Raw genomic sequence first — 23,851 nt, 5'->3', positions numbered from 1 at the left:
GTTTATTAGTACCTTCTCTATCAGATAGCTGGGACTCGTAGTGTAGCTTGGATATCACTGAGGCCTCCGGTGGACCATCACGGTCCAGGGAAAGCCTCGAACGGGGGTTCGAATCCCCCCGGGTCCGCCTTACTATTATCCAGTGTCTGGTTTTTCTAGTTCAGTTCGAGCATTTTCTGTACAATACCTCTAGCCAGCCAAACCTTTTTCCAGTTCTTGTGATCATCTTGCAGTTACCAAATATCTCCATTTCGCATGTAAACAGAAATCTCACGATGGTGGTTTGGGATTGATGAAATAAAAGCAAAACGCCACTGGGTTTTTCAAGCCTTCATCAAAGCCTCTGTTCCAGTCCCTGAAACAGAAAGAGAAGAGGGTCGGACAGGGCTTGGACTTGGTGTTAAGTACGGAAGCCATTAGAACCCATACTGACAAAGTGTCAGGAACGATACGACCGAAATGGAGTGGTCTGGACATAATTTTATATTATTTCGAAAACATAGTTTCGCCCGCCATCATGGGATGGGTAGGTCAGATGTGCAAGGTTGACCGTATTGAAGGGAGAGCCAGCTACCGGGAGCGAATACCCCTTCCACCAGGCGCGGTATTGGAGGTCGTTCTGGAGGACGTGTCCATTCAGGATATTAAGGCCACCGAGGTCGCACGGAGTGTCATTGGGGATCCGGCCGGGCCGCCGTTCGCGTTCGTGATCGAGTACGATGCGGCGACCATAATCCCCTCACTGCAGTACGCGGTGCGAGCCCGGATTCTGGTGAATGGAAGATTGTGGTGTACCTCAGACACGTTCTACCCTGTGCTCACCGGGGGCTCGGGGTCCAAGGCTGACATCATGATGCGCATGGTCCGCGAGGCGGAAGCCCTGAGCATAATGGGCGGCGAACTCCACTTTGTCGATGGGGAGGGCACCTTCACTGAGGTCGATACCGGGAAAAGGTACCCTCTCGCCCGTGAAGGTGACTACGATCGCCTGGAAGCATCATACCGTCAGGTTGCTGCAGGAGGACCGTTGTTCGTGACCTTTGAGGGCGTCATAATCCTCGGGGGCGGAACGGTCGTGGTCAAGCGATTCATCCGTGCTTGGCCGGGCCATAGCAACGAAAGGTCCAGGAGCAATGCGGAGCTGGCCAACACCTACTGGCGCATCGTCGACCTGCAGGGCCAGGCCATCACCACCGTGGAAGGCCGACGGGAGCCGCACATGCTGCTCAAAGAGGTGGACGGCCACCGGAGATGCTCGGCCACAGTGGGGTGTAACCAGCTGGTCAGCGGGTACGAACAGCGGGGAGAAAGCCTGACCTTCGGTATGGCCGCCTCAACCTTGATGGCCTGCGGCCCTCCCCTGGACGATTGGGAGCGACGCCTGGGCCAAGTGTTGTCAGGGACAAGACGTTACCGGATCAAGGGTGCCACGATGGAGCTGTTCGATGAAGCTGGGGACAGCATCGCCCTGTTAGAGGCCGTTTACCTCTGATCGCAATGAGCATTGACCAATTGCCCACTCGGTACGGGGAGTGGCGGCTAGCTTTCCATAACGGTCCTTCTTTCACCCATTAAGATGGCCTCTCTCCACGACTCCCTGAGCTATTCACCGACGACGCTCTGTCTCATCATGATGTCTGGCCAAGGCACCTTATACAATATCGATACCACAGTATGGTGTGCATAGCAACGATGATCCACACATCATCCTTTGGAGAAAGCCAAGTCCACGTTGGGAAAGAGGGTGACCACGAAACTATGGCCCAGTCCAGTTTGGCTCAATGAACTAATCAGCAGCATGTTTAATATACTATTATCCGTACTGATTTTCTAGAAAGGAGCTACCTGAACTTGAGGCCACTCCCCCTGATGATCATCGCATTCATCTTGATGCTTGTTCTTGCTCTCGGAACGAACCTTGCCAACTTGAACGGTGACAAGGATGTCAGCTCCTTAACGGACGACAGGTCCCAAGGGATGCCCTCGGAGATGTTGACACTTGGAGCGAGCGCGACCAGCGGCATCAAGGTGTACTTCTTCTACGGCATCAGCTGCCCTCATTGCGCTGCAATTGAGCCGTACATTGACAGCATGGAGAAAAAATACCCTCAAGTTACTTTCTTAAGGTATGAGGTCACCCAGAACAGTGCCAACTGGGACCTTTATCAGGATTTTAACCACAGATACAACGTCCCGAAACAGATGATCCCCTCGGTCTTCGTCGGGGACAAAGCTCTGGTAGCTGAGGACGCGATCAGGGCCAATCTGGAGCCTACCATAAAGGCCCTGCTGGCTGCCCAGAACGACGATCCAGCACCGACCCCTACGATAAAGAAGCCGGGTGCGCCTACCTCTCTGACCTCAACCGCCGGTGACGCTCAGGTAGCATTGTCCTGGAAAGCACCATCGAGCAACGGGGGAGCATCGATCGATTACTACGTGATCTATCAGAACGGAAAGGACGTGGCTCATGTCAAAGCTACTAGCACTGTCGTGAAAGCGCTTAGCAACGGGGTCAGTTACAGCTTCGCAGTGGCTGCCCATAACAGTGCGGGCATTGGCACCCTGAGCTCTACAGTGAAGGCAACACCTCATGCATCGGTGCAGATACCGGGAGCTCCTGGTTCACTGAAGGCGTCCCCAGGTGACGGAGAGGTCCGCCTCACTTGGAACAAGCCTGCAGATAACGGTGGAGCGGCCATAAACTATTATGTCGTTTACCAGAACGGTAAGGACGTCGCTCACGTTTCTACGACAAACACCATCGTGAAAAGCCTCAACAATGGCGTTAGTTATAGCTTCGCGGTGGCCGCCCACAACAGCGCCGGAACTGGAGCCCTGAGCTCTACGGTCAAGGTCACTCCTCATGCTTTGATACAGATGTCAGGAGCGCCGACCGCTTTGAGGGCATCCCCTGGTGACGGAGAGGTTCGCCTCTACTGGAGCGAACCTGCAGACGACGGGGGTGCGGCGATCGACTATTACGTCGTCTACCAGGACGGAAGGGATGTGGCACATGTTACTGGAGCCACAACCCAGATCACAGGCTTGACCAACGGTGTCCAGTACAGTTTCGCCGTAGGTGCGCACAACAGTGCGGGGGTCGGAGGAAAAAGCAATGCCGTGACAGTTGCACCATCGGTATCGATGTTGGCACCAGGGGCTCCCATGAACCTTACTGCAGTGCCCTCCCAGGATGAGGTCATACTCACCTGGAACGCTCCTGAGACCGATGGGGGTGCTCCCATATCGAGCTACAATCTCTCCTGGTCCCTAGACCCCAACGGTACCTTTGAATCCATTTTGCTCTCTGAGGCCGGCTATGTTCATGAGGGTCTGGATAACTCAACAACGATCTACTATCGGGTGTCCGCTATCAACGTAGTTGGCGAGGGAGCGATGAGCGAGCTTGTGAGCGTAACGACCTTAACGCCTTCCACGAACCTTCCAGGATCCACCGATCTTTCCGCTTACCTGGTCAACGGCAGCGTATCCCTCGATTGGAATGCTCCAGTAGCTGAGGAAGAGAACATCACTGGTTACAATATCTACCGGGGAGAGAACCAAACGGTCATGGAGTACTTGGCATCAACAACAGGAACAGAGTTCCTGGATGGAGATGTTCAGAGCAACATGACCTACTACTACCAGGTAAAAGCTCTAGAGAAAGATGGTGAAGGCGACATCGTGGGCAGCGTCAACATATCCACCGTTGTCGGTGCCGATGATGGCTCAAAACCATCGTTCTTCGGGACCATGGCAGGTCAGGTGGCGATCGTTGCCCTGGCCCTATGCGGTATCGGGATAGTCGGATACGGACTGTGGGGTCGTAAGCGGAACTGAACACTACAGACCTTGCCTGAAGCTCAGGACGGCCCGCGTCCAACTTACCTAGGTGGCATCAGATCAAAGTCTCCAGGAGAAAAACCACTTGCGATCAGCAATATCCTAGGTCCGGGAGAAGGATACCGCCCCGGCCCTCGGTTTTATTTCCCTAATCACTCCTTGGTCTTGACGACCAGCACTGGACAGGCCGCGAACCGGACAACCTTCTCGGCCACACTCCCAATGAACAGCCTGGCCACTCCCGTCCTCCCCCGACTGGCCATCACTATGAGGTCATGGTTCTTTGACTCCTCGATGATGTCATAGGCCGGTGAACCCCTCTTTACTATGGAGGTCGCCCTAACCCCCATCTCCTTGGCCATCGCCTCCGCTGCCTCCACCGCGGCCTCCGCTGACTTCTGCTGGTAAGCGTACTCATCAGGCACGCCCAGGCCCTGTTGCAGACTCACCGTGGCCTTGACATCAATCACGGTGAGAAGGGTCACGTCCGCGTTCAACATCTTGGCGATGTAGAGGCCGCGTGCTACCGCGTTCTGAGCATACTTGCTGCCATCAGTGGGGATGAGTATCTTCCGGTACCATTGCATTAGAACACCAAGTGGTCTTGTATAGAATACATCCCCCAACCATTAAAAAAATATTGGAAAGAGGGTTGGGCCCGGACCGCACCACTCTTTGTCATTTCGAGCGATCCCTGAGATGACCTTAGGTTGGGCGTTGGCAGCCTCTTCCTCATGGTGCTCCTTCACGCTCTTGAGGGGTACGCTGCACATCAGCAGGCTGGGGATCAAGGAGAGAGGAACGATGACGTCCTTCAGCTATAACCACCAAAGTTTCACAGCATCAATCTCAAGGATCAGTGGACGCTCGGCACAGCGCGGCTCAAGAAAAAGGGTAAGAAGAAGCAATAGCTCGCTGGCCGGATTCTTCTACCGCTGAACTATATCATCAGCAAGATCGGGGACCTCCTTGTAGAGGTGGCTCGTTCATGCATAAGGATTTTAACGCCTGATGGCCTAGAGAGGAAACATCATGTTACTTACAAGGGATGAGGAGTCTGTCCTGGCGGGCGAGAAGGGCGAGGGCCTGAGGACAGCCATGGAGCTTCTGGTGGCTCTTGGCGATATCTATGATGCCGAGGAGCTGGTGCCCATATCCTCCGCGCACCTCTCTGGCGTTTCCTACAAGACCATCGGTGAAGGAGGGATAGAGTTCCTGGAGCGGTTATCCAAAGATGCCAAGGTGTGCGTTCCCACGACCCTCAACCCTGCAGGGATGGACAGACAGAAGTGGAAGGAGATGGGTATATCTCCCCGCTTTGCCGATCGCCAGCTGCATATAATCGACCAGTATGAGCGCTTGGGGGTCAACACGGACTGCTCCTGCACCCCCTATCTGGGAACGAACATCCCTCAGAAGGGGCAGACCCTGGCATGGGCGGAGTCCAACGCTCTGTCGTTCGCCAACTCCGTGATCGGGGCCAGGACCAACCGCGAAGGAGGGCCAGGAGCGTTGGCAGCTGCCATCGTGGGCAAGACCCCCCGGTACGGTCTCCATCTGGATGAGAACCGCGCTCCCGCCATCTTCGTCAGCGTGGAGCTTGACAAGGTGGACTACTCCCTCCTCGGTCAGGCCGTAGGTTCCGCCGTGGGCGGACGCGTCCCCTATTTCAGAGGCATCCGTCCAACGGTTGACCAGCTAAAGACCCTGGCCGCGGCCATGGCGGCCGCGGGCTCCGTTGCTCTTTTCCACGTGGAAGGTGTCACCCCTGAGGCGGGGATCCATGACCTCAAGGGCTTGGACCGCCTGGCCGTAGGCAAGAGGGAGGTCGAGGCCGCAAGGAACAAGTTCGAGACCGGTAAGGACCCGGAGCTCATTGCCCTAGGATGCCCGCATCTATCGGTCGAGGAGATTAGGGACCTTGCCTCCAAGCTTAGAGGGAAGCACCGCAAAGGGGACGCCGAGGTGTGGTTCTGTACCTCTCGATGCACCGCGGCCAAATGCCCAAGGGAACTAGACGTGCTGTCGAAGTTCGGCCGTGTGGTCTGCGACACCTGCATGGTGGTGGCACCCATAGAGGAACGTTTCAGGACCACCGCCACGAACTCGGGGAAGGCCTGCAACTACCTCCCCACGCTATGTTCGCAGAAGGTGGTGTACCGTTCCACCGACGGCCTCGTGGAGATGATATCATGATCCTCAAGGGAAGGGGCATCTCCAAGGGAAAGGGAGAAGGAGAGGTACTTCTGAGCGCATCCGCCACGTCCCTCCTCGGGGGTGTGGAGCCGTCCACCGGCATGCTAACCGACCCAGCTCACAACGGTCGTTCGATCAAGGGGCAGGTGTTCGCCTTCCCTCAGGGCCGCGGGAGCACCGTAGGCTCTTACGTTCTTCTGGAGATGAGGAGGCAGGGAACTCTCCCAGCGGCGTTGATCAACGCTCTGGCCGAGCCCATAGTGGCAACAGGGGCGGTGATGGCCGCGGTACCGCTGGTGGACCGGATCGACCTCTCGCTGCTGAAGGACGGGGACCATGCGGTCGTGGACGGCACCCAGGGGACGGTGGAGCTGCCCGATGTGAAGGAGTCCCACGTGGTGAGCTGCATCGTCAGGGACGGTGTCAAGTTACTTCTTCTCAAGAGGAGCGCGGAGGTGGGAACGTTCCAAGGGTATTGGGCAGCCGTCTCCGGTTTCGTGGAAGAGGGGGACAGCCCTCAGAGAACGGCCGTCAAGGAGCTGGGAGAGGAGACAGGTCTGGACCTGCCTATTGCGAAGGAGGGAAAGATGGTAACGGTCCGAGACCGCGACACCATCTGGCACATCCATCCCTTCCTGTTCGAGGCCCATGCCCCTTTGGTATGCATCGATTGGGAGCATACCGAGTTCTGCTGGGTCCAACCGCAGGAATTGAAGGACTACCAGACCGTTCCCGGTCTGGCAGAGCTTCTGCGTGACCTCCTTTAGAGGTTCGCGTCCACTTCCTTCTCCAACAGGTTGAGCTCGTGGGGGTCCAGGGTGGAGGGGTTCACTGCCAGCATCAGGATGGAGTGGTTTATGGCCACCTGGTCCCTGAGGCTCTGGATGAACCTCAGCACCGTCAGGAAGTTGTTGTTGGTGATGAGATACTCCAGACCGTCCAGGAGGATTATCACGTCCTTCTTGGAGAGGAACTGCTCCAGGGAGAAGCTCAGCTTCTCCAGGTCCTTGGGCCGGAGGCAGTTCTCCTTCCCGATGTTGCTCAGCCATACCACGGGGGTCTCTCCGAGGTTGTACTTGGAGCGGATCTTAAGAGGATACTCGCGGGTGATGCAGTACCCGAGCATCCCTTTCTTGATCGCCTCCTCGAACAAGGAGTATGAAAGGCCACCCTTGGTCTCCTTGATCAGATAGGTGAACGAGGGCTCCAGCTTGGCCTGTGAGGGCATCGGGCGAGCCCTGTCCTCTCCTTCCTCCCCCGTCTTGACCTCCTGTAAGGAGGCCTCCACGGGGGCGTGGCAGGTCGGGCACTCCCGCTCGTGAGGCTGCACCGGCCCTTGGCACTGGGAGCACTGCGTGACCTTTGTAAACCCTCCTGCGGCGGCGTAGTCCATGATCTCCTGGACGGTCTTGTTGCCCAGGCCGTTGATGGCCCTCAGGTCGTCCTTGGACGCTTGGCCGATCCTGTCCACGGTATCGTAGCCGGCGTCGACCACCATTTCGGCCTTGAGCTGGTTCATCCGCGGAACTCGCATGAGGTAGTTGATCATGAGGTCGCGGTCCCCGCCGTCCAGGCCCTTTGAGGGCTGGGGGGCTATCTCGGCCTTGGGCAATATGTCCTGTCTCGCCAGATAGTGAGAGATATTCCGGGCATCGCTCTTGCTGACACCAGGTATGGCGGTCAGAGTGGCCTCGTCCATGCCCTTCAGGTCCTCCACTTTTGTCTTCCCGGACCTGATCACGGCAAGCGCCCCCTCCTGGGACAGCCCCGGAACCTTGGTGAGCTCCTTGAGCCCTTCCTTCAGGTGGAGGGAGGTGATGGCGATATCCATGCGCTGTTTCTCCACCTCCCAACTGGCCTCCCTCTCCCCCTTGGGTTCGGTCTTGAAGTCCATCTGCAGGGCCCGGGTCTCCTTCATGATGTGCTCCTTCCAGGACTTGAAGTACTCCTCGATGACCGCGGTGGACCGGACCTCAACGCGGATGTATTCCTCCACGTCCAGTTTCATATCCTTACGCATCTGCTGGATGCGTCGGATGAGCTCTCTGGTGTAGCCCTCGGCCTCGATCTCCTCGTTCATGTTGAAGTCGATGTACAGGTCCCCTCCGGTGAACTTCACGCCCGCCACGTTCTCAGGTAGAGTGGAGGTGAAGGATACCATGTTGGGCTCTATCTTCACTATCTGCCCCTCTATCCCCAGGGAATATTCCCCGCGGCCTATGGCCTCCTTAATGGTGGCTGCGGGTCGGTTCTTCAGCAGGACCGCGATCTTGGACGACCACTGGCGGTAGACCTTACCGATGGCGTTGGGATTGGGTACGACATCCAGCACCAGCTCGCTCCATTCCTGCTCCGGCGCAACGTATTCCACATTCTTCACGTTGGCCTGGGACAGAAGAACGTCCTCCATCGGCCTCAAGAGGTCCAGGGTCTCCTGCGTCTGCGGGTGTATGATGATCCTTTGCAGCGGCCAGCGGAGCTTCATGTTCTTCTTCTGGCGCTCTTTGGTGATCTCCTCGACCAGCTCCTGCATGGTCTTCATCGATGCTTCCAGGCGGTCATCCACCTGTGTCAGGTCGGGGATGGGCCAGTCGCACATGTGCACCGAGCCCTTGGAGCCGTCCAGGGCCTGGAATATCTCCTCGGTTATGTGCGGACATACTGGTGACAGGAGCTTGATGGTGGTCATGAGGGCTTCGTGCAGGGTGACGTAGGCGGCAACCTTGTCCATGTCCGTGGACTCGCTCCACATACGGTCCCTTATGAGGCGCACATACCAACGTGATAGGTCCTCCAGGATGAACTCCTCTATCGACCGGCATGCCTTGTGCAGGTCCATGGAGTCCAGGTTCCTGGTCACATCTCCCTTGAGCTTCTCGGTGCGGGACACCAGCCAGCGGTCCTCGGGCCTCATGGCACCGCGCACTGCCGCGGTGTCCACGGACGTGGGATCGAACTTGTCTATGGACATGTAGGTGGTGGCGAAGTTGGCCACGTTCCACAGGATGTTGAGGGTCTTGCGGGCGTTCTTGACCCCCTCGTGCTGGAAGGAGATGTCCTCCCAAGGTGCGGATACCCGCAGGAAGTAGAACCTGAGGGCATCGGCCCCGAACTCGGCGATGACCTTGGCAGGGTCTATGACGTTCCCCTTGCTCTTGGACATCGGTTGTCCCTGGGGGTCGAGCATCCAACCGTGCATGAGAACGCTCTGGTAGGGAGCGCGGCCGAAGGCCACGCACGACGAGCCAAGCTGGGAGTAGAACCATCCCCGGGTCTGGTCATGGGCCTCGGTGATGAACTTGGCGGGCCACCAGCGGTCAAAATCGGTGCGGCTGCGGGGGAACCCGAGCTGGGCCCAGGAGGCGACACCGGCATCGAACCAAACATCGAGGACGTCGGCCACCCTTTTCATATTGGAACCGCACTTGTCACACTTCAGCGTGACCCCGTCGATCCAGGGCCGGTGGAGCTCCATGTCCTTGCGGTAACCCTCCGCGCCATTCAGCTCGTCCACGGAACCTATGACCTTCATATGTCCGCACTTGCAGGTCCAGACAGGCAGGGGTATGCCCCAGTAGCGCTGCCGGGACACACACCAGTCGCGGGCGTTCATGGTCCAGTCGTACTCTCTGGACGATCCTGCCCACTCCGGCGTCCAACGCACCTTAGCTATCTCGTCGAGCATGAGGTCCTTGACCTGGGTGATCCTCAGGTACCACTGGTTGGTGTTCCTGTAGATGATGCCGGAGTTGCATCTCCAGCAGTGCCCATAGCGGTGCTCTATGGTCCCGTGGTGGAACATGAGCCCCTTGGACTTCAGGTCCTCAATGATCTGGCCGTTGGCCTTCTTCACGTGCAGACCGGCGTACCGCGGCCCCACGTCATTGGTGAACTTACCGCTCTCATCCACAGGGCAGTAAGGCTCCAGGCCGAACTCCTTGCCCAGCTCGAAGTCCTCAGGACCGTGGCCGGGAGCTATGTGCACCAGGCCGGTCATGTCCGCCTCCACCGTCTTGGAGGGTATGACCTTGTGCACCCACTTGCCGACCATGGAGCCCTGGGACTCGACTTCGCCCTCCAGCGGAGGTATGTACTCCTTGCCCACGAGGTCATCGCCCTCTATGAGCTGTAGGACGTCGTACTCCTCCCAGCCTTCCAGCTCCCCCACCTGATCGATGAGGGACTCCAGTATGATGACTATGCTGGACTCATCTCCCTTGATGAACTTGACCTTGGCATAACGGTAATCGGGATGAGCGGCCACCGCCATGTTGGCCGGCAGTGTCCAGGGGGTGGTGGTCCATATGAGGAGGGACACGCCCGCCTCACCACGGACCGGGAACCTCACGTAAATGGACGGGTCCTTCTCCTCGGCGTACTCGATCTCCGCCTCTGCCAGCGCTGTCTCGCAGCGGGGGCACCAGGAGATGACCCGGTTGGAGGATACCAACAAACCCTTATCGTATGCCTTCTTGAGCGTCCACCACGCCGCCTCTATGTAGGTAGGGGCGATGGTCATGTACGGATTCTCCCAGTCCATCCAGATGCCCAGTTCCTGGAACTGCTCGGTCATCTTCTTCTGGAAGCCGAGAGCATACTCCTTGCAGGTAGAAACGAACTTGTCGATACCGTAGGTCTCAATGTCCTTCTTGCTCTTGATCCCTATCGCCTGCTCCACCTTGACCTCTATGGGCAGGCCGTGCATGTCATAGCCCGGCTGGTCCCGTACATTGTGCTTCTGCATCCGCTTGTAGCGGACCACCGCGTCCTTTATGGTCTTGTTCCAGGCGGTGCCGAGATGGATATATCCGGTGGTGTAGGGGGGACCGTCCACGAAGTAGTAGTCCACTCCTTGGGCACGGAGCTCCTTGGTCAACTTATAGGCGTTGGTATCGATCCAGAACTTTTGAACTCTCTTCTCAAGCTCAGGAGGATTATAATTCGCTTGAACCTGCTTTATCATCGCAGTCCCTTTCCGGCTGTCAATAGAGTGACCCTTTAAAATCTTGATGGTACGAAAGGGAACGCTGGATAATTCATTTGGCACGGTGTGCAGGGTCAGGAGCCCCAGCGGTCCAGGCTGGACTGGGACGCCGGCATGCTCTCCATCCTTTTCGCCGGTTTCTTCTTCTCTAGGCGGTCCAGTGCGGAGTTGATGCGCTGCTCCGAGAATCCGTGCTCATCGCACATGAAGCTGACGACCTTGTCCCGCTGGGGGGGCTTCCACTCCAGGCTGTAATCGTCAAGACGCTCCCCATGAAGGAATATCTCCCTGATCACATCGCTGTCGGGTATGCTTTGCCCTGCTGCCTGGAGGGCTTTGTCCAGGGTCCCGTTCTCCTTGATGAGCTTCAAACCCTTCTTCGGTCCGATACCCCGGATCCCGGGATTATAGTCGGTGCCGATCATTATGCACATGTCGATGAGCTGTTCCCTGCTCTCCAGTCCGTTGACCTCGAGGACCTTGGCCAGCTCCACCACTTCGATGTGCACGTCCCGGTACTCCCTGCCGCCCGGCATCTTCCTGCGGCCGGTGATGTTAAGGTTGCGCACCAGCCGGGGCGCGCCGAACAGGAGGGAATCGTAGTCCTGGGAGGACGCAGCCCACACATCACCCTTCATCGCCATGTAGGCGGCCTGGGCCTCACCCTCCTCCGGCGCCTGTATCGTAGGGATGCCCAGGTACGTGAGGAGTATGCGGGAGGACTCCACGATCTCGTTGTTTATCCTCGAGGACTGGGTGGCCTTGCTGCGTGCCCGCTCCATGTCCCCCTCGGTGATGGCCTCCTTCCACTCATCATGGGCCTTGCTCCTGCGCTCCGACCTTTCTACCAGGGTCTGGGTCTTCATCACGTGAGGATGGCCATCGAAAACATAGGCAGGAAGCACCCCCGCCTCGAGGAAGTTGATGTTTCTATAAAGGAGGCCGGCCAGGTGGGATGTCACCCTGCCTCGGGAATCCTTCAGGGGATTGCCGTCGGGGCCGCGGATGATGGACAGGAACTGGTAAATGGCGTTGTAAGCATCGATAGCAAGCTTCTGACCCGAAAGATCCTCCAGGTCCCTGGCCTGGACCGGAACGATATCGGAAAGATTGACACCCATTGGTCAGAAATAACGTTGGACCAAGTAATAACGATTTGGGACCTAGTCCTTCATCTTGGGCAGGCAGAATAGCATCAGGCCCATTCCGATCCACAGGATAATGAGCAAGAAGTAGCAGATATCGGCATTGAGCACCATGGCCAAGAGGAGCAGCAGAAGTGGCAGGATGATGATCATCAGCGGCTGGAACCACCTAGAACCGACGAAATCGAACTTCATAGGAACGATGGTGGATGATATGGCCTATTTAAGAAACTTTCCCGTTGCTAATCATCTTTCTGACAACTTAGCTGTCTCCATCTCTCCATCTCGGTCCTCATGTCCCCGCTCTTGAAGAGAGAACTTCCTGCCGCCAGGACCGTGGCCCCGGCCCGGATGGCCTTGCGGGCAGTATCATAGTTGATCCCTCCATCAACCTCCAGCTCGGTGCTATAGCCCTGATCGTCCATGAACTTCCGGGCCTGGGATATCTTGGGCACGCAGCTCTCCATGAACGACTGCCCGCCGAACCCGGGATGCACGGTCATGACCAGCAATAGGTCGATACTATCGAGATGGGGCTCCACGGCCTCGAAGGGCGTTTCGGGGTTCAGGGACAAGCCTGCCCTCTTGCCCAGGGAATGGATCTTCTCTATGCTGCCGCGGACGTCCGTGGATGCCTCAACATGTATAGTGATGATGTCGGCGCCGGACTGGGCGAAGACGTCAAGGTACCTCTCCGGCTCGACGATCATCAGGTGAACGTCGAAAGGTAGCTGGGTGAACGGCCGGATGGCACTCACCACTCCGGGCCCGATGGTAAGGTTGGGGACGAAGAGCCCGTCCATGATGTCCACGTGCACCCAGTCCGCCCCCTGGGCATCCAGCCGCTCCACTTCGTTACCCAGCTTGCTGAAGTCGGCGGAGAGGATGGAGGGAGCGATCTTGATCATCCGCGGGAAATCTCCATCGCACTATAAAGGCTTAGGGCACGACCAACACGGGTATCTTGGAGTGCTGCACGACCCTCGAGGAGACGCTTCCCAGCATGAACTCCCTCACCGCGCTCAGGCCCCTGGTCCCCAGCACGATCATGTCGTACCCCTCATCTCCTGTGGCGATCAGTTTCTGGGCGGGGTTGCCCATCTCCACCACTGTATCGTAGGTCACATGCTTCTCCTCCATGATGGCCTTGGCGCGGTTGAACCTGGTCCCCACCATGATCTCCTCGTTCGGCGTGTATGTAGGTTTGGCAATGAATCGGTCGGTGTACTGGTCTGATACCACGAACATCAGCGTCACCGTCGCCCCCGTGCGGGCTGCGAGCTCCGCTGCATAGCCTGCGGCCTTGTACGAACCGTCCGATCCGTCGATGCCCAGCAGAATCTTCTTGATCTCGGTCATACAAATAATACTATTGTGAGTGCCAGCATCATAATGCTGACGGTGGAACCACCTGAAAACTTATTTTAACAGGGATTGCGGATGGGGCTAATATGGCTGAGGACAAGTGCGGCGTGATGGGCTGTTCACAACCTGGCGTGAGGTCCTACTCCCGTGACGCGGTGGAGAAGGGGGGCCTAAAGGTGGCGGATGAGAATGCGAAACGGGTGCACCTCTGCAAGGAGCACAACAAGGAGTATAAGAAGGCCACCAAGGACGATCGCAAGCTGGAGAACCTGGGACGCTGATCTTTCCCACGAAGGCTGGCCCACGGCGACAACCATGAGGGAATGTAAAGTTATTATCCCTTGATGGTCATGGAAGGAGATATGCAGCTGACCTTCCTAGGCACCGGTGGGGGGATGCCTTCACCTTCCAGGGGGGTCAGCGCCATCGCCCTGCAGGTGGGGCGGGAGGTCCTTCTTTTTGACTGCGGCGAGGGCACCCAACGCCAGTTCATGCAATCCTCGGTGTCCTTCATGAAGGTCACCAATATATTCATCACCCATTTTCACGGGGACCATTTCCTGGGCCTTCCTGGTCTGATACAGTCCATGAGCTTCTCCGGGAGGAAGGAGCCGCTCGCGCTCCATGGGCCCTCGGGAATGATCGAAACGGCCGAACAGATACTATCCCTAGGCTACTTCCAGCTCGGATTCCAAGTGACGGCCACGGAGATGGAGGACGGGGACTCGGTCGACCTCGGCCCCCTTACGGTGATGGCAGTGGCCGGCGAGCATACCGTGCCCGCGCTTTCCTTTGTAATAGAGGAGAAGGAGCGTCGAGGGCGCTTCCTGACCGAACGGGCCAAGGAGCTGGGTGTGATCCCAGGCCCCCAGTTCAGCATTCTGCAGTCAGGGGGCGAGATAGTAGTGGGGGACCGGCTGGTGAGATCCGAGGACGTACTGGGGCCTCCCCGCAAAGGTCGCAAAGTGGTCATTTCCGGGGACACCCGGCCCACTTCTAGGCTGACCGAAGCGGCAAGAGGCGCGGACGTGCTGATACATGAGGCCACCCTGGACTCGAGCATGAAGGAGGGCGCGAAAAGCTACGGCCACTCCACCGCCAGGGAGGCCGGCGAGGTGGCCCGGGAGGCCGACGTCCACATGCTCATCCTGACCCACATCTCCAACCGCTATGATGACCTGTCCATACTGGAGGCCGAGGCCCAGGAGGTATTCCCCCGGACCATCATCGCGGAAGATCTCATGTCCCTGAAGGTCAGGACCAAGTAGGATCGATGCGCTTCGAGAAGCGGAGGCACATAACACCGGACGTTCTCCGACATGCCATCCCTGTCGCTCCCTTCAGCTCCTTCATGCGATGGCAAATTGTTTATGGACATGTGAACCATATCCTGGACGTGAAGCTCATCGATCGACCGAAGTATGGACCATTGTTCCGCTTCAGCGATTATCACGTCTATAAGACCCTCTCCCTGCTGTCCGATGGACGAAGGAAGGGTCGAAAACAGCTCGCCGACCGGATCGGGGTGGGCGAGGGCAGCATGCGCACCATCGTCGATTATCTCCGTGACGAGGGATACATCGATGTCAAGCAGACCGGTGTAAAGATCACCAAGAAGGGCCAGGAGTATATCGTCCGCCTGCCCCTACAGCTGTACACGCTCGATGTGCAGGAGATGACCCTCGGCCAGCAGTCAGTGGCCGTCCTGGTCAAGGGAGCTAGTGCCAAAATAGGCTCGGGCATGGAGCAGAGGGACAACGCCATAAAGGCAGGGGCGGACGGAGCGACCACCATAATCGTGAGGGGCGACCGACTGGTAGTGCCCGTGGACTATGATCTGGACAAGGACCAGCCAGATATTGCGGGGGAGATCCGCAGGTTGTTCGATCTCAACGACGGAGACGTGGTCATCATCGGCACCTCGTCTGATGTCCAACGCGCAGAAGAGGGAGCATTGGCCGCTGCCTTCGAGATCATCTGACGGGGCGCATCAAGGATATCAGCGTTGAGGGATCGGCGGTCCCCTGCAGGCAGCTGTTCTGTGTACATGCATATGCAGTGGCCTTGCCCTCCATCATCCCATACTCGCGGACCACTGGGGACAGCTCCCTGATGAGGTCCCCCTTCTCCCCCGGATCGACGACCATGACGATCTTGTTAGGAAGGTATTCGGAGGCCATGGCGTCGATGAACGATGATGTGTCGGCCGTATCATGATGACCGGTGATGACCACCGAATAGAACGGCCCGATCTTTAGGTCCAGGGCGCACAGGAAATGCGAGAAGTTTTCCGGGGAACGGAATATGGACCCTGAGAATGCGGTGATCAACCGATCCGCTCTCCTCATCAGGTCCTCATCCTCAGTTATCCGGTTAAGGGTGAGCAGTACCTGAAGGGCCACGGAATTGCCTGAGGGCAAGGCCCCGTCGTACACCTCCTTGTGACGGTGGAGCACGTCGCTGGACATGTGATCGGTCTGGAAGAAGCCTCCCTCCTCCTCATCCCAGAACCTCTCCAGCATTGCTCGCACCATATCTATCGAGGCCTTCAGCCATCGGGGGTCCTGGTCCGCCTGGAAAAGCTCCAGGAGGCCCCATGCCATGAACGCATGATCGTCCAGGAACCCCGGAACCCCTGGGGTGCCGGCCATATGGAGAAGGCCTCCTTCCTTGGAGCGCATAGTGGTAAGCACCATATCCGCCGCAATCCTCGCCGCCTCCACATATTTTGGCTCCCTAAGGGCCCACCCAGCCCGGGCCAGGGCGGCGATCATCAGGCCGTTCCAATCGCTCATGACCTTGTCGTCAGTGAGCGGCCGGGACCGGTCCTGTCTAACCCTCAGCAGCATGTTCCTCATTTCCTCGTAGCGAGGATCGGACATGGCATCGAGGCTTCGTAGGTGCAGGACGTTCCTTCCTTCCAGTTCTCCCCTGGCCCCTGCGCCTACATTACCCTGACGGTCGATTCCTAATAGCTCTTGGACGATCGATGCTCCCTCTATGCCCACAGCGTCCTTGACCTCGGACATGGTCCATAGATAGTACTTGCCCTCCTCCCCCTCGCTATCCGCGTCCTCTGCGGAATAGAAACCTCCCTGTGGTGAGGCCAGCGTGCTCAGCACATAATCCAGGGTCTGGCGGGCGGTCTGCGCGAGCACATCCCTCCCCGTCGCCTGCCAGGCCTCGACATAAGCGAGCACCAGCAACGCCTGGTCGTACAGCATTTTCTCGAAGTGAGGTAGCCTCCAAACACGGTCCGTGGAGTAGCGGTGAAAGCCATAGGCCAGCTGGTCGAAGATACCGCCACGTCGCATGGCCTCCAGGGTTTCCACGGCCATGTCCCTGGCTTTCTCATCGCCGCTCCGGGCCCAATATCTCAGGAGGAAGGTGATGCGGTGAGGGGTGGGGAACTTGGGCGCCCGGCCGAAACCGCCATAACCCCCGTCGTAATTATCCAGAAGGGATTGGAAGGCACCTATCAATACCTCATCCCCCAGGTCGCCTCCGGCTGTGGTCCCCTGCTGTTCGCGTAGGATCTCCAGGACCTTTCCGGAAGTTTCCTCGATCTCAGCCCTCCTATCCTTCCAATAGTTCGTGATGGTGGGCAGGAGGTCCAGGAGTCCCAACATCCCTCCCCTGGCCCTCTTGGGTAGATAGGTGGCGGCGAAGAACGGCCTTTTTTGGGGAGTGAGGACCAGCGTGAGCGGCCAGCCGCCTCCACCATGCAGCAGCTGGGCAGCGGCCATGTAGGTGGCATCCAGGTCCGGTCGCTCCTCCCGGTCGACCTTTATGGGGATGAAGTTATCATTGATGTATGAGGCCACCTCCTGGTCCTCGAAGGACTCGCTTTCCATGACATGGCACCAGTGGCATGAGGAGTAACCTATGGAAAGGAAGATAGGGCGATCAAGTTCCACGGATAGGCTCAATGCCTCAGGTCCCCAGGGGAACCAATCAACAGGATTGTAGGCATGCTGCCTAAGGTAAGGGCTCTTCTCCCCCAGCAATCGATTCGCTTTACTTCCCGCAGCTCTCATGATAGGATCATTGCCGATCAACAAACGGCGAGGCGTGGATAATAAGATTTCATTGAGAACTCAAAAGTGAACGATAGAATGGGGATGGACCGTCAACAGAGACCTGTCCACCCCCCGTTTTTCCTCCTCTATTTCAGTCATGGAGGGTAAGCCTCCACGACACAGTCTCTCCTTCTGCAGTCCAATTTTTTAACCAGGTATAAAATGATTTGCCACGGATGTTGGAAAAATGATGAGATTTCGGGGTTCTTGACGGTAGATCCTCTCATGGACATGAACGCTTTACCCATGATTTCTGGTGACGACAAAGTTAGACGATCGAAAAAAAGGTCATGCAAGGGACAAAATCTGCCGGCCTACAACGATCATATTATGTTACCGGGCCTATTAACTCAATTCTTTCAGGACACTGGATATTTTTTTTACAGTATTTACGGGCTAAATATTAAGGTACCCAAATCATTCCCTCCAGCATAGGAGGACGTGAGAAATGGTAGATATTAAGGAAGAAGATGGGAAGAGCATGGGAACGATAGTTATCGAGGTCATTGCAGGCCTCATGAGCGCTGCCTTCGCATTCGTTGCCGCCTTAGCGTGGAACACCGCGATCCAGACCGCTATAACTCAAATGTTCCCTAACGAGGGCGACCTGACCGGTCTGTTCGTGTACGCTATCCTCGTGACCATCCTGGCAGTCATCGCCATCATTGGGATCGCCAGAGTGCTTGCGAAATATCAGGCCAGGGACAAGAAGAAAAGGGCCTGAGCACGCTCAAATCTTTTTTTATTTTTCATAATCTGCATCCGACCGCCGCCTTAGGCAAAAGATCCGTTCTCTATCCCCCATCCAGACATAATAAGATGGCCTTATGCATCAGAGTGGTCTCTCTTCATCCATCTTCGTGGGAAGAACGCAGATATTATGGCAAGTATGGGTCCGGCGATCCATCCCGCCCAGAAGAGGAGGCCTACAGCGCCGATCAGAAGCAGGGCCAGGCGGGTGCGGTGAGTCAGTGGTCGAGCCCGACTGTCCCTTAACCCGATCCTGATGATCATGAGCCCAAGGAACAGAGGAATGACCGCGAACATGATGCTCACCAGGGCGAAGTTGACCCAGCCGACCTTGGATAGTCCCCATGTCATCTGATAGAGTATCGATGCGGCGGTGGCCACCATGAGCGAGCCAGAGATAACGGTCATCAACCAAAGACCATCCATGGGAACATCTCGTCTTCTTGATGTCCAGGCGGCGTAGCCGAAGGAGACGAAGAAGGCGATGATGGACGGGGCCAGTATGCTTAATGTCGTCTGCCCTTCCCACTGGTACGTCCTGAAGGAAACGAAGGGGATCAATAGCCACTCCTCAGCGGTGAAGGTCTCCCTGGTCCCCACCGCAAGTCCGTAGTTGCCGCCGACGTTCTCATCGAACACAGCTATGTAGTACGTTCCGTCGGCGGGTGCATCCACGGTCACCTTGGCGATCTCGTGGAATGCTGCAGGTGTGAAGGGCTCGAACTCGATCGTGGAGGACGGATCACCCTTCACCAATAACGCATCATCATCCGTGGGCCTATCCACGAACGATGGCAACGTATCGTTACTCCCCAGGCCCTTGCCCAAGATCGCAACCGATGGGAGGAAACCCTTCTCGACGCTTACCTGAGGAGATATCAGAGAGAGGACGATCCCTTCGCCCTGCTTCATCTCCAATCTGTAGTAGTGTGCCATACCGCCTTCTGGCAACGTGTTGTAGATCGCCCATGACTTGGTGGGATCATCCACTTCCATGGCTCTGTCGAGCCCATCGTTACCCCCGGAAAAGACCGGGCTGTGAGCGGCAACATAAGGTAACGACATCAGAAGCATAAGGGTCAGACCCATGCAGATCGCTCGGAAGCTGTACATCGGCCTACAGATATTATCCTCTCAGATGTTTTAAAACCTGTCCCGAAGGCCTATGCTTGAAGGAGGGAGCTAGACCACGATAATTTTGGTCGCTTTTCATTGTCGGCGCTCCTGTTCAAGGAGAACGTTCCAGCGTGTGTGCGTTCTTGCTAACCGATACGATACTTTTATCATCTGACCCATTCATTTTACACCCAAATGGGGATGTGACATGGCCGATATTCGCCAGAGAGTCAAAGAGGACCAAGGCATACTGAAGAAGATCCAGATGTTCGTTCCAGGTTTCCGCGGCTATCGCCAGAAGGAGGACCTGCGGGACGCCGACCGAATGCTCCGAGACCAGCTGGCGAAGAAGCTGGGGGCGCAGCGGGAAGAGGTGGAGGAAGCGCGATCTTTGGTGACCAGGTCCTTCAGGTCCAAGGAGCTTGAGCTGATGGGAAAGGTGATAAACCAGTACAAGAAGACCGAGGGACTGGTATCTCACTCCTCTCCCGGTTATTCAGGTATTTCCGCGGACATCCAGTTCAAGCAGGACGAGATAAACCGCTTGTACGATTACGATGCCGCCATGATCGACGGGCTGGATATCATGCAGCAGGCCATAGATGCGATGAAAGCTGCCCTGGAGGCCGAAGAGAACCAGCAGGCCAGGAAGAACATCACCCAGCTCCGGGCGCAGATAGATAACTTCGAGGACCAGTTCAAGAAGCGTATAGATATTATCCAGGGCACGGAGGTCTAAGCATGGCGAAGGTCACGGATCCAAGCAAGGGAGGGGCGCTCAAGGACAGCCTGATCGGATCGGCCACCTTCAGCTGGGACGACAACGAGAAGCGCAGCAACATCATGTATCGCGTCCCCCGGCTCATCAGGTGGAACGACAATATCGTGGTCAGGGAGGATGAGATCGCCGTCTTTTACCGGGATGGCAAGGCGCTATCCTATTTCGACCGCCCTGACAGGTATGCTCTGACGGACATCAACGCGCCCATTGTGGGCACCATAGTCAAAGCCCTTACGGGCGTGGTCCAACAGGCCGAGGTCGTCTACCTCCAGAAGAGGGCGTTCGACGGTAAGTTCGGCTCCAAGCAGCCGTACCAGTTCCGCGACCCGGACTTCGGGGTGGTGAACCTCAGGGTGTTCGGCGAGTTCCGTTATAAGATCAACCAGCCCGAGAACTTCGTCAACCAGTTCGTCGGTACATTGAACTTCGCGACCTCCGCAGAGGTGGAGGAGAGGATCAAGGAGCAGATGGTCGTCCTCATTTACAACGTCGTTGGCGAGATGAAGGAGCAGGGAATGGGAGTGGCCGATTTCGCGTCCAGCCTCATGAACATCGAGCAGGGTGTGCTGGACAAGGCCAAGGACCATTTCGACCTCTATGGCCTGCTCATCGACAAGGTCTCGGGTCTGTACATCTCCCTACCTGAAGAGGTGCAGAAGGCGGTCGACACCCGGGCCTCCATGCAGGTGCTGGGCACCAACTACATGGGCTACCAGACCGGGCAGGCCATGCGCGATGCGGCCAACAACCCCTCGGGCGGGGCCGCGGGCGTCGGCGTAGGTGTGGGAGCCGGTATTGGGATGGGTTACACCATGATGGACCAGATGAGGCAGCCGGCCGCAGGGCCACCCCAGCAGGCCGGGGCCGCCGCAGCACCGCCTTTCGGGAACACTGTGAAGTGCCCCAAGTGCGGAACCATGAACCCGCCCACCAACAAGTTCTGCTCCGATTGTGGGACCAAGTTCGAGGCGGACAAGAAGTGCCCCAAGTGCGGGGGCAATGTGCCGGGAGGCTCCAAGTTCTGCCCCGAGTGCGGGACGCCCATGGGAAACAAGAAGTGCGCTAACTGCGGTGCTGAGGTGACCGCAGGGACCAAGTTCTGCCCCGAATGCGGTAAGCCTATCCAGTGAGGTCCCTAGATGCCTCAGGTCAACTGTCCGAAATGCGCAGCACCAGTGGAACTGGACAGCGGCGTGAAGTTCACCAAATGTAACTACTGCGGCTCCCTCATATTCTTTGACCGGGCGGGTGCCGGCTTCTACTACGTGATACCGTTCAAGCTCAGCCAGAACGACGCCATCGGTACTTTCCGGCGATGGGCAGGGGGTTCCACCCGGGCCAAGGACCTGGACCGTCAGGCCAACATCACCGCTGTGAAGAAGGTGTTCTTCCCGGTGTACATGTTCCGGAGGGACGTGAACGGTCGGGAGGAAGTGATCATCGAACCCGCGGGCTCCACCACCCTTCCTGGGCTTCATAGCCTCAAGGTCCCTGGAGGGGACCTGAAGATATTCGACCAGTCGTTCGACACCACCGAGGCGGAGCTGATCAAGCCGGACATCGAGATGACCCACTACCTGAGCTCCCTCCCCGGCACGTCCAAGGAGCAGTCCCTGGTATACTTCCCCGTCTGGATGATCGACTACACGTTCAACGGCAAGTCCTACAAGGTCATCGTGGACGCCTCCTCTTCGGAGGTCTTCGCCAGCGATTTTCCTACCCGCAGCTCCGCCGCCTACCTTGTGGTGGCCATCGTGGGGTTCCTGGCATTCCTCGTCGAGGGGTTCATCGCCACGGTTGCCCTGGTTCCAGCCCTGATATTGATGGGCATTACGGTGCTCGCGGTGTTCTTCTTATCGCTTACCGTGGCCAGGAGGCTGTGATATGGGCGATCTGTCGATAGGTCTGAGCTGCCCCTCCTGCGGGGGCGCCATAGTCATACAGGAAGGCGACACCTCGGTCAACTGTGCTTATTGTGGCTCCACTCTCTACATCGAAGGGGACAAGGGCGTTTTCACCATCGCCTTCAAGAACAAGCTTACCAGGGAATCGGCGGTCAACACCGCTCAGGATTGGTGGAAGAAAGGTTTCAAGGCCCGCGATCTGAAGAAGACGGGCACCGTTAACGAGTGCTATCCGATCTACATACCGTTCTGGAACATCAGTTCTCGGGTGGCTGGATGGGTTTGCGGCTATGAGGAGAGGACCCACTCCGACTCCAAGGGTCACACCACCACTGAGAGGATATACAAGGAGGAGATGGTCCTCCAGGACCTGGTGTTCTCTGAGATCGCCTGCGACCCCGGGGACCTGGGGATAAAGGCGCTGAGGAACTTTTCCGGTGAGTCCTCGTTCGAGGACTTCGAGATGATACCCACCTTCGAGTCCACCACCAGCAAGGACGATGCCACCGCCCATGCTCGGGCCGATGCGGCCCAGCGGGGGAGGTCCTCTGCCAACGTCCCCCACGTCACCTTCGAGAACCTGCATGTTCTTCTCAAGAAGACCTCCATAATATACTACCCGATATGGGTGGTCAGGTACAGCTACCGCGACCGCATGTACATCCTGACGGTGGACGGCGTCACCGGCGAGGTACTCTCCGGTCGCGCCCCGGGGGACCCGCTGTTCCAAAGCCTTGCGGTGACCGCAGGCACGTCCATAGGAGGGCTGGCCGCAGCTGGGGGCATACTGTTCACAATAGCTGCAGGGAACGAGATAGGCATCGTGGGAGTGATAGGTGGCCTCATCATCCTGGGACTGACCTACTTCTTCTTCCGCCATGGTTCGGAGATAATCCAGGGGGACTTTGGTGACAAGAAGAAACCGTTGGACCTCAAGTCCATGACCGATATAGGGAAACAGATAGAGGGGTTGTACCGATGAAGGTCGTCCAGGTGAAGTGCCCGAACTGCGAGCAGCCGATCTACCAGAAGCAGAGGGACAACATGTTCCACTGCAAGAACTGTGGGACCATCCATTACCGTGACCTCAAAGGTCCTCACTCCGTGGAGTACGAGATTGCGGACGTGAATCCAAATGTCAGGGGTCGGCAGTACTACATCCCCTTCTGGCGGGTGTACTGCCACTTCAACATCCGCTCCCGGGATATAGAGGGGGGTTACGTGCACAAACTGGCAACGAAAATAAAGGGCGGTGACAACGGTGGCATGCTGTACATCTTCGTACCGGCCTCGGACCTCGAGGCCTCGACCTTCCGCTCCATGGCCGTGAACCTCACGGTGAACAATCCCCGCTACAACCTGCGAAGGGACTTCAGCAACGTCGAGAGGATGCCCACCACCCTCACCCCCGAGGAGGCGGCGGAGATGGCGGACTTTGTTGCGGTCACCTTGGAGGCCGAGAAGCCAGGCAAGATGCAGTACCTGGACTATGATCTGAAGGTGCAGGAGACCAAGCTGATCTACCTGCCCTTCGAACAGGGACCCAACGGCCTGCAGTTGGCGGTCTGAGTTTACATCCTGAGGCAAAAAAGAACACAAAAAGGTCAAATCACCCTTGACTTTAGACCGGAAGGCCCTCCTTCCAGGCATACCTTTTTAAAAACCCCCACTCATATTTTTATCCA

Annotated in this window: 21 protein-coding genes and 1 tRNA gene; 14 read left to right on the top strand and 8 right to left on the bottom strand. The window is 57.3% G+C overall.

Going from position 1 to position 23,851, the window contains the following annotated elements; translation table 11 throughout:
- Positions 1 to 31 precede the first annotated feature (31 nt).
- The 3 genes from GXX95_02170 (at position 32) to GXX95_02160 (ending at position 3,843) form a co-directional block, all read left to right on the top strand.
- Positions 32 to 127: transfer RNA gene (locus GXX95_02170), tRNA-Arg, on the top strand.
- 408 nt (positions 128 to 535) lie between these two features.
- Complete coding sequence (locus tag GXX95_02165) at positions 536 to 1,492, top strand: META domain-containing protein (protein ID NLT36950.1); 957 nt, start codon at positions 536 to 538, stop codon at positions 1,490 to 1,492.
- 359 nt (positions 1,493 to 1,851) lie between these two features.
- The gene (locus tag GXX95_02160) at positions 1,852 to 3,843 is read left to right on the top strand and encodes a hypothetical protein (protein NLT36949.1); all 1,992 of its coding nucleotides are present in this window, start codon (positions 1,852 to 1,854) and stop codon (positions 3,841 to 3,843) included.
- 155 nt (positions 3,844 to 3,998) lie between these two features.
- On the opposite strand, the gene GXX95_02155 is transcribed toward GXX95_02160, so the two are convergent.
- A complete protein-coding gene (locus GXX95_02155) occupies positions 3,999 to 4,433 on the bottom strand; it encodes a universal stress protein (GenBank protein NLT36948.1) in 435 nt (144 codons plus the stop codon).
- Positions 4,434 to 4,878: 445 nt separating this feature from the next.
- On the opposite strand from GXX95_02155, the gene GXX95_02150 reads away from it, so the two are divergent.
- Positions 4,879 to 6,042, top strand: a complete 1,164-nt coding sequence (locus tag GXX95_02150; protein NLT36947.1) for a DUF521 domain-containing protein — start codon at positions 4,879 to 4,881, stop codon at positions 6,040 to 6,042.
- Positions 6,039 to 6,809: a DUF126 domain-containing protein gene (locus GXX95_02145; GenBank protein ID NLT36946.1), complete on the top strand. Its 771-nt coding sequence runs from the start codon at positions 6,039 to 6,041 to the stop codon at positions 6,807 to 6,809. Before GXX95_02150 ends, GXX95_02145 begins: the two co-directional genes overlap by 4 nt.
- On the opposite strand, the gene GXX95_02140 is transcribed toward GXX95_02145, so the two are convergent.
- The 5 genes from GXX95_02140 to GXX95_02120 form a co-directional block, all read right to left on the bottom strand.
- Positions 6,806 to 11,005, bottom strand: a complete 4,200-nt coding sequence (locus tag GXX95_02140) for an isoleucine--tRNA ligase (GenBank protein NLT36945.1) — start codon at positions 11,003 to 11,005, stop codon at positions 6,806 to 6,808. The genes GXX95_02145 and GXX95_02140 overlap by 4 nt on opposite strands.
- Positions 11,006 to 11,100: 95 nt before the next feature.
- Positions 11,101 to 12,147 carry a flap endonuclease-1 gene (gene fen, locus GXX95_02135; GenBank protein ID NLT36944.1) on the bottom strand — a complete coding sequence of 349 codons (1,047 nt, stop codon included), beginning with the start codon at positions 12,145 to 12,147 and terminating at the stop codon, positions 11,101 to 11,103.
- A 42-nt stretch (positions 12,148 to 12,189) separates the two neighbouring features.
- Positions 12,190 to 12,366, bottom strand: a complete 177-nt coding sequence (locus tag GXX95_02130) for a hypothetical protein (GenBank protein NLT36943.1) — start codon at positions 12,364 to 12,366, stop codon at positions 12,190 to 12,192.
- 47 nt (positions 12,367 to 12,413) lie between these two features.
- Positions 12,414 to 13,079, bottom strand: a complete 666-nt coding sequence (locus tag GXX95_02125; GenBank protein ID NLT36942.1) for a ribulose-phosphate 3-epimerase — start codon at positions 13,077 to 13,079, stop codon at positions 12,414 to 12,416.
- A 31-nt stretch (positions 13,080 to 13,110) separates the two neighbouring features.
- On the bottom strand, positions 13,111 to 13,530 hold the full coding sequence (locus GXX95_02120) for a universal stress protein (protein ID NLT36941.1): 420 nt from the start codon (positions 13,528 to 13,530) through the stop codon (positions 13,111 to 13,113).
- A gap of 92 nt (positions 13,531 to 13,622) precedes the next feature.
- Between GXX95_02120 and GXX95_02115 the strand changes: the two genes are divergently transcribed.
- The 3 genes from GXX95_02115 (at position 13,623) to GXX95_02105 (ending at position 15,517) form a co-directional block, all read left to right on the top strand.
- Positions 13,623 to 13,817 (top strand): hypothetical protein, encoded by a 195-nt coding sequence (locus GXX95_02115; GenBank protein ID NLT36940.1) that lies wholly within the window; start codon positions 13,623 to 13,625, stop codon positions 13,815 to 13,817.
- Between the two features lie 63 nt (positions 13,818 to 13,880).
- Positions 13,881 to 14,804: a ribonuclease Z gene (gene rnz, locus GXX95_02110; GenBank protein ID NLT36939.1), complete on the top strand. Its 924-nt coding sequence runs from the start codon at positions 13,881 to 13,883 to the stop codon at positions 14,802 to 14,804.
- Between the two features lie 5 nt (positions 14,805 to 14,809).
- Positions 14,810 to 15,517 carry a DUF4443 domain-containing protein gene (locus GXX95_02105; GenBank protein ID NLT36938.1) on the top strand — a complete coding sequence of 236 codons (708 nt, stop codon included), beginning with the start codon at positions 14,810 to 14,812 and terminating at the stop codon, positions 15,515 to 15,517.
- Here GXX95_02105 and GXX95_02100 read toward each other — a convergent pair.
- Entirely contained in the window at positions 15,510 to 17,573 is a 2,064-nt protein-coding gene (locus GXX95_02100) for a thioredoxin domain-containing protein (protein ID NLT36937.1), read from the bottom strand. The genes GXX95_02105 and GXX95_02100 overlap by 8 nt on opposite strands.
- Before the next feature lie 490 nt (positions 17,574 to 18,063).
- On the opposite strand from GXX95_02100, the gene GXX95_02095 reads away from it, so the two are divergent.
- Entirely contained in the window at positions 18,064 to 18,339 is a 276-nt protein-coding gene (locus tag GXX95_02095) for a hypothetical protein (protein ID NLT36936.1), read from the top strand.
- A 101-nt stretch (positions 18,340 to 18,440) separates the two neighbouring features.
- On the opposite strand, the gene GXX95_02090 is transcribed toward GXX95_02095, so the two are convergent.
- Complete coding sequence (locus tag GXX95_02090) at positions 18,441 to 19,478, bottom strand: hypothetical protein (protein ID NLT36935.1); 1,038 nt, start codon at positions 19,476 to 19,478, stop codon at positions 18,441 to 18,443.
- Positions 19,479 to 19,689: 211 nt separating this feature from the next.
- Here GXX95_02090 and GXX95_02085 point away from each other — a divergent pair, with 211 nt between their 5' ends.
- The 5 genes from GXX95_02085 to GXX95_02065 are packed head-to-tail and all read left to right on the top strand — an operon-like array spanning position 19,690 to position 23,735.
- Positions 19,690 to 20,220, top strand: a complete 531-nt coding sequence (locus tag GXX95_02085; GenBank protein NLT36934.1) for a hypothetical protein — start codon at positions 19,690 to 19,692, stop codon at positions 20,218 to 20,220.
- A gap of 2 nt (positions 20,221 to 20,222) precedes the next feature.
- The gene (locus GXX95_02080; GenBank protein NLT36933.1) at positions 20,223 to 21,392 is read left to right on the top strand and encodes an SPFH domain-containing protein; all 1,170 of its coding nucleotides are present in this window, start codon (positions 20,223 to 20,225) and stop codon (positions 21,390 to 21,392) included.
- A 9-nt stretch (positions 21,393 to 21,401) separates the two neighbouring features.
- Positions 21,402 to 22,145, top strand: a complete 744-nt coding sequence (locus tag GXX95_02075; protein ID NLT36932.1) for a zinc ribbon domain-containing protein — start codon at positions 21,402 to 21,404, stop codon at positions 22,143 to 22,145.
- 1 nt (position 22,146) lies between these two features.
- Complete coding sequence (locus tag GXX95_02070; protein NLT36931.1) at positions 22,147 to 23,148, top strand: hypothetical protein; 1,002 nt, start codon at positions 22,147 to 22,149, stop codon at positions 23,146 to 23,148.
- Positions 23,145 to 23,735: a hypothetical protein gene (locus GXX95_02065; protein ID NLT36930.1), complete on the top strand. Its 591-nt coding sequence runs from the start codon at positions 23,145 to 23,147 to the stop codon at positions 23,733 to 23,735. The genes GXX95_02070 and GXX95_02065 overlap by 4 nt, the downstream gene beginning before the upstream one ends.
- Positions 23,736 to 23,851 lie beyond the last annotated feature (116 nt).

The sequence above is a fragment of the Methanomassiliicoccus sp. genome, assembly GCA_012719175.1.
In the GTDB taxonomy this organism is placed as follows: domain Archaea; phylum Thermoplasmatota; class Thermoplasmata; order Methanomassiliicoccales; family Methanomassiliicoccaceae; genus UBA6.
This window is presented reverse-complemented; position numbering and strand designations above follow the sequence as displayed.

Excerpts from the sequence above, each read along its gene's own strand:
- GXX95_02070 (NLT36931.1), top strand. The coding sequence starts at position 22,147 with ATGGGCGATCTGTCGATAGGTCTGAGCTGCCCCTCCTGCGGGGGCGCC.
- GXX95_02165 (NLT36950.1), top strand. The coding sequence starts at position 536 with ATGTGCAAGGTTGACCGTATTGAAGGGAGAGCCAGCTACCGGGAGCGA.
- rnz (NLT36939.1), top strand. The coding sequence starts at position 13,881 with ATGGTCATGGAAGGAGATATGCAGCTGACCTTCCTAGGCACCGGTGGG.
- GXX95_02075 (NLT36932.1), top strand. The coding sequence starts at position 21,402 with ATGCCTCAGGTCAACTGTCCGAAATGCGCAGCACCAGTGGAACTGGAC.
- GXX95_02085 (NLT36934.1), top strand. The coding sequence starts at position 19,690 with ATGGCCGATATTCGCCAGAGAGTCAAAGAGGACCAAGGCATACTGAAG.
- GXX95_02150 (NLT36947.1), top strand. The coding sequence starts at position 4,879 with ATGTTACTTACAAGGGATGAGGAGTCTGTCCTGGCGGGCGAGAAGGGC.
- GXX95_02090 (NLT36935.1), bottom strand. The coding sequence starts at position 19,478 with ATGTACAGCTTCCGAGCGATCTGCATGGGTCTGACCCTTATGCTTCTG.
- GXX95_02125 (NLT36942.1), bottom strand. The coding sequence starts at position 13,079 with ATGATCAAGATCGCTCCCTCCATCCTCTCCGCCGACTTCAGCAAGCTG.
- GXX95_02140 (NLT36945.1), bottom strand. The coding sequence starts at position 11,005 with ATGATAAAGCAGGTTCAAGCGAATTATAATCCTCCTGAGCTTGAGAAG.
- fen (NLT36944.1), bottom strand. The coding sequence starts at position 12,147 with ATGGGTGTCAATCTTTCCGATATCGTTCCGGTCCAGGCCAGGGACCTG.
- GXX95_02130 (NLT36943.1), bottom strand. The coding sequence starts at position 12,366 with ATGAAGTTCGATTTCGTCGGTTCTAGGTGGTTCCAGCCGCTGATGATC.
- GXX95_02065 (NLT36930.1), top strand. The coding sequence starts at position 23,145 with ATGAAGGTCGTCCAGGTGAAGTGCCCGAACTGCGAGCAGCCGATCTAC.
- GXX95_02120 (NLT36941.1), bottom strand. The coding sequence starts at position 13,530 with ATGACCGAGATCAAGAAGATTCTGCTGGGCATCGACGGATCGGACGGT.
- GXX95_02095 (NLT36936.1), top strand. The coding sequence starts at position 18,064 with ATGGTAGATATTAAGGAAGAAGATGGGAAGAGCATGGGAACGATAGTT.
- GXX95_02080 (NLT36933.1), top strand. The coding sequence starts at position 20,223 with ATGGCGAAGGTCACGGATCCAAGCAAGGGAGGGGCGCTCAAGGACAGC.
- GXX95_02145 (NLT36946.1), top strand. The coding sequence starts at position 6,039 with ATGATCCTCAAGGGAAGGGGCATCTCCAAGGGAAAGGGAGAAGGAGAG.
- GXX95_02105 (NLT36938.1), top strand. The coding sequence starts at position 14,810 with ATGCGCTTCGAGAAGCGGAGGCACATAACACCGGACGTTCTCCGACAT.
- GXX95_02155 (NLT36948.1), bottom strand. The coding sequence starts at position 4,433 with ATGCAATGGTACCGGAAGATACTCATCCCCACTGATGGCAGCAAGTAT.
- GXX95_02115 (NLT36940.1), top strand. The coding sequence starts at position 13,623 with ATGGCTGAGGACAAGTGCGGCGTGATGGGCTGTTCACAACCTGGCGTG.
- GXX95_02100 (NLT36937.1), bottom strand. The coding sequence starts at position 17,573 with ATGAGAGCTGCGGGAAGTAAAGCGAATCGATTGCTGGGGGAGAAGAGC.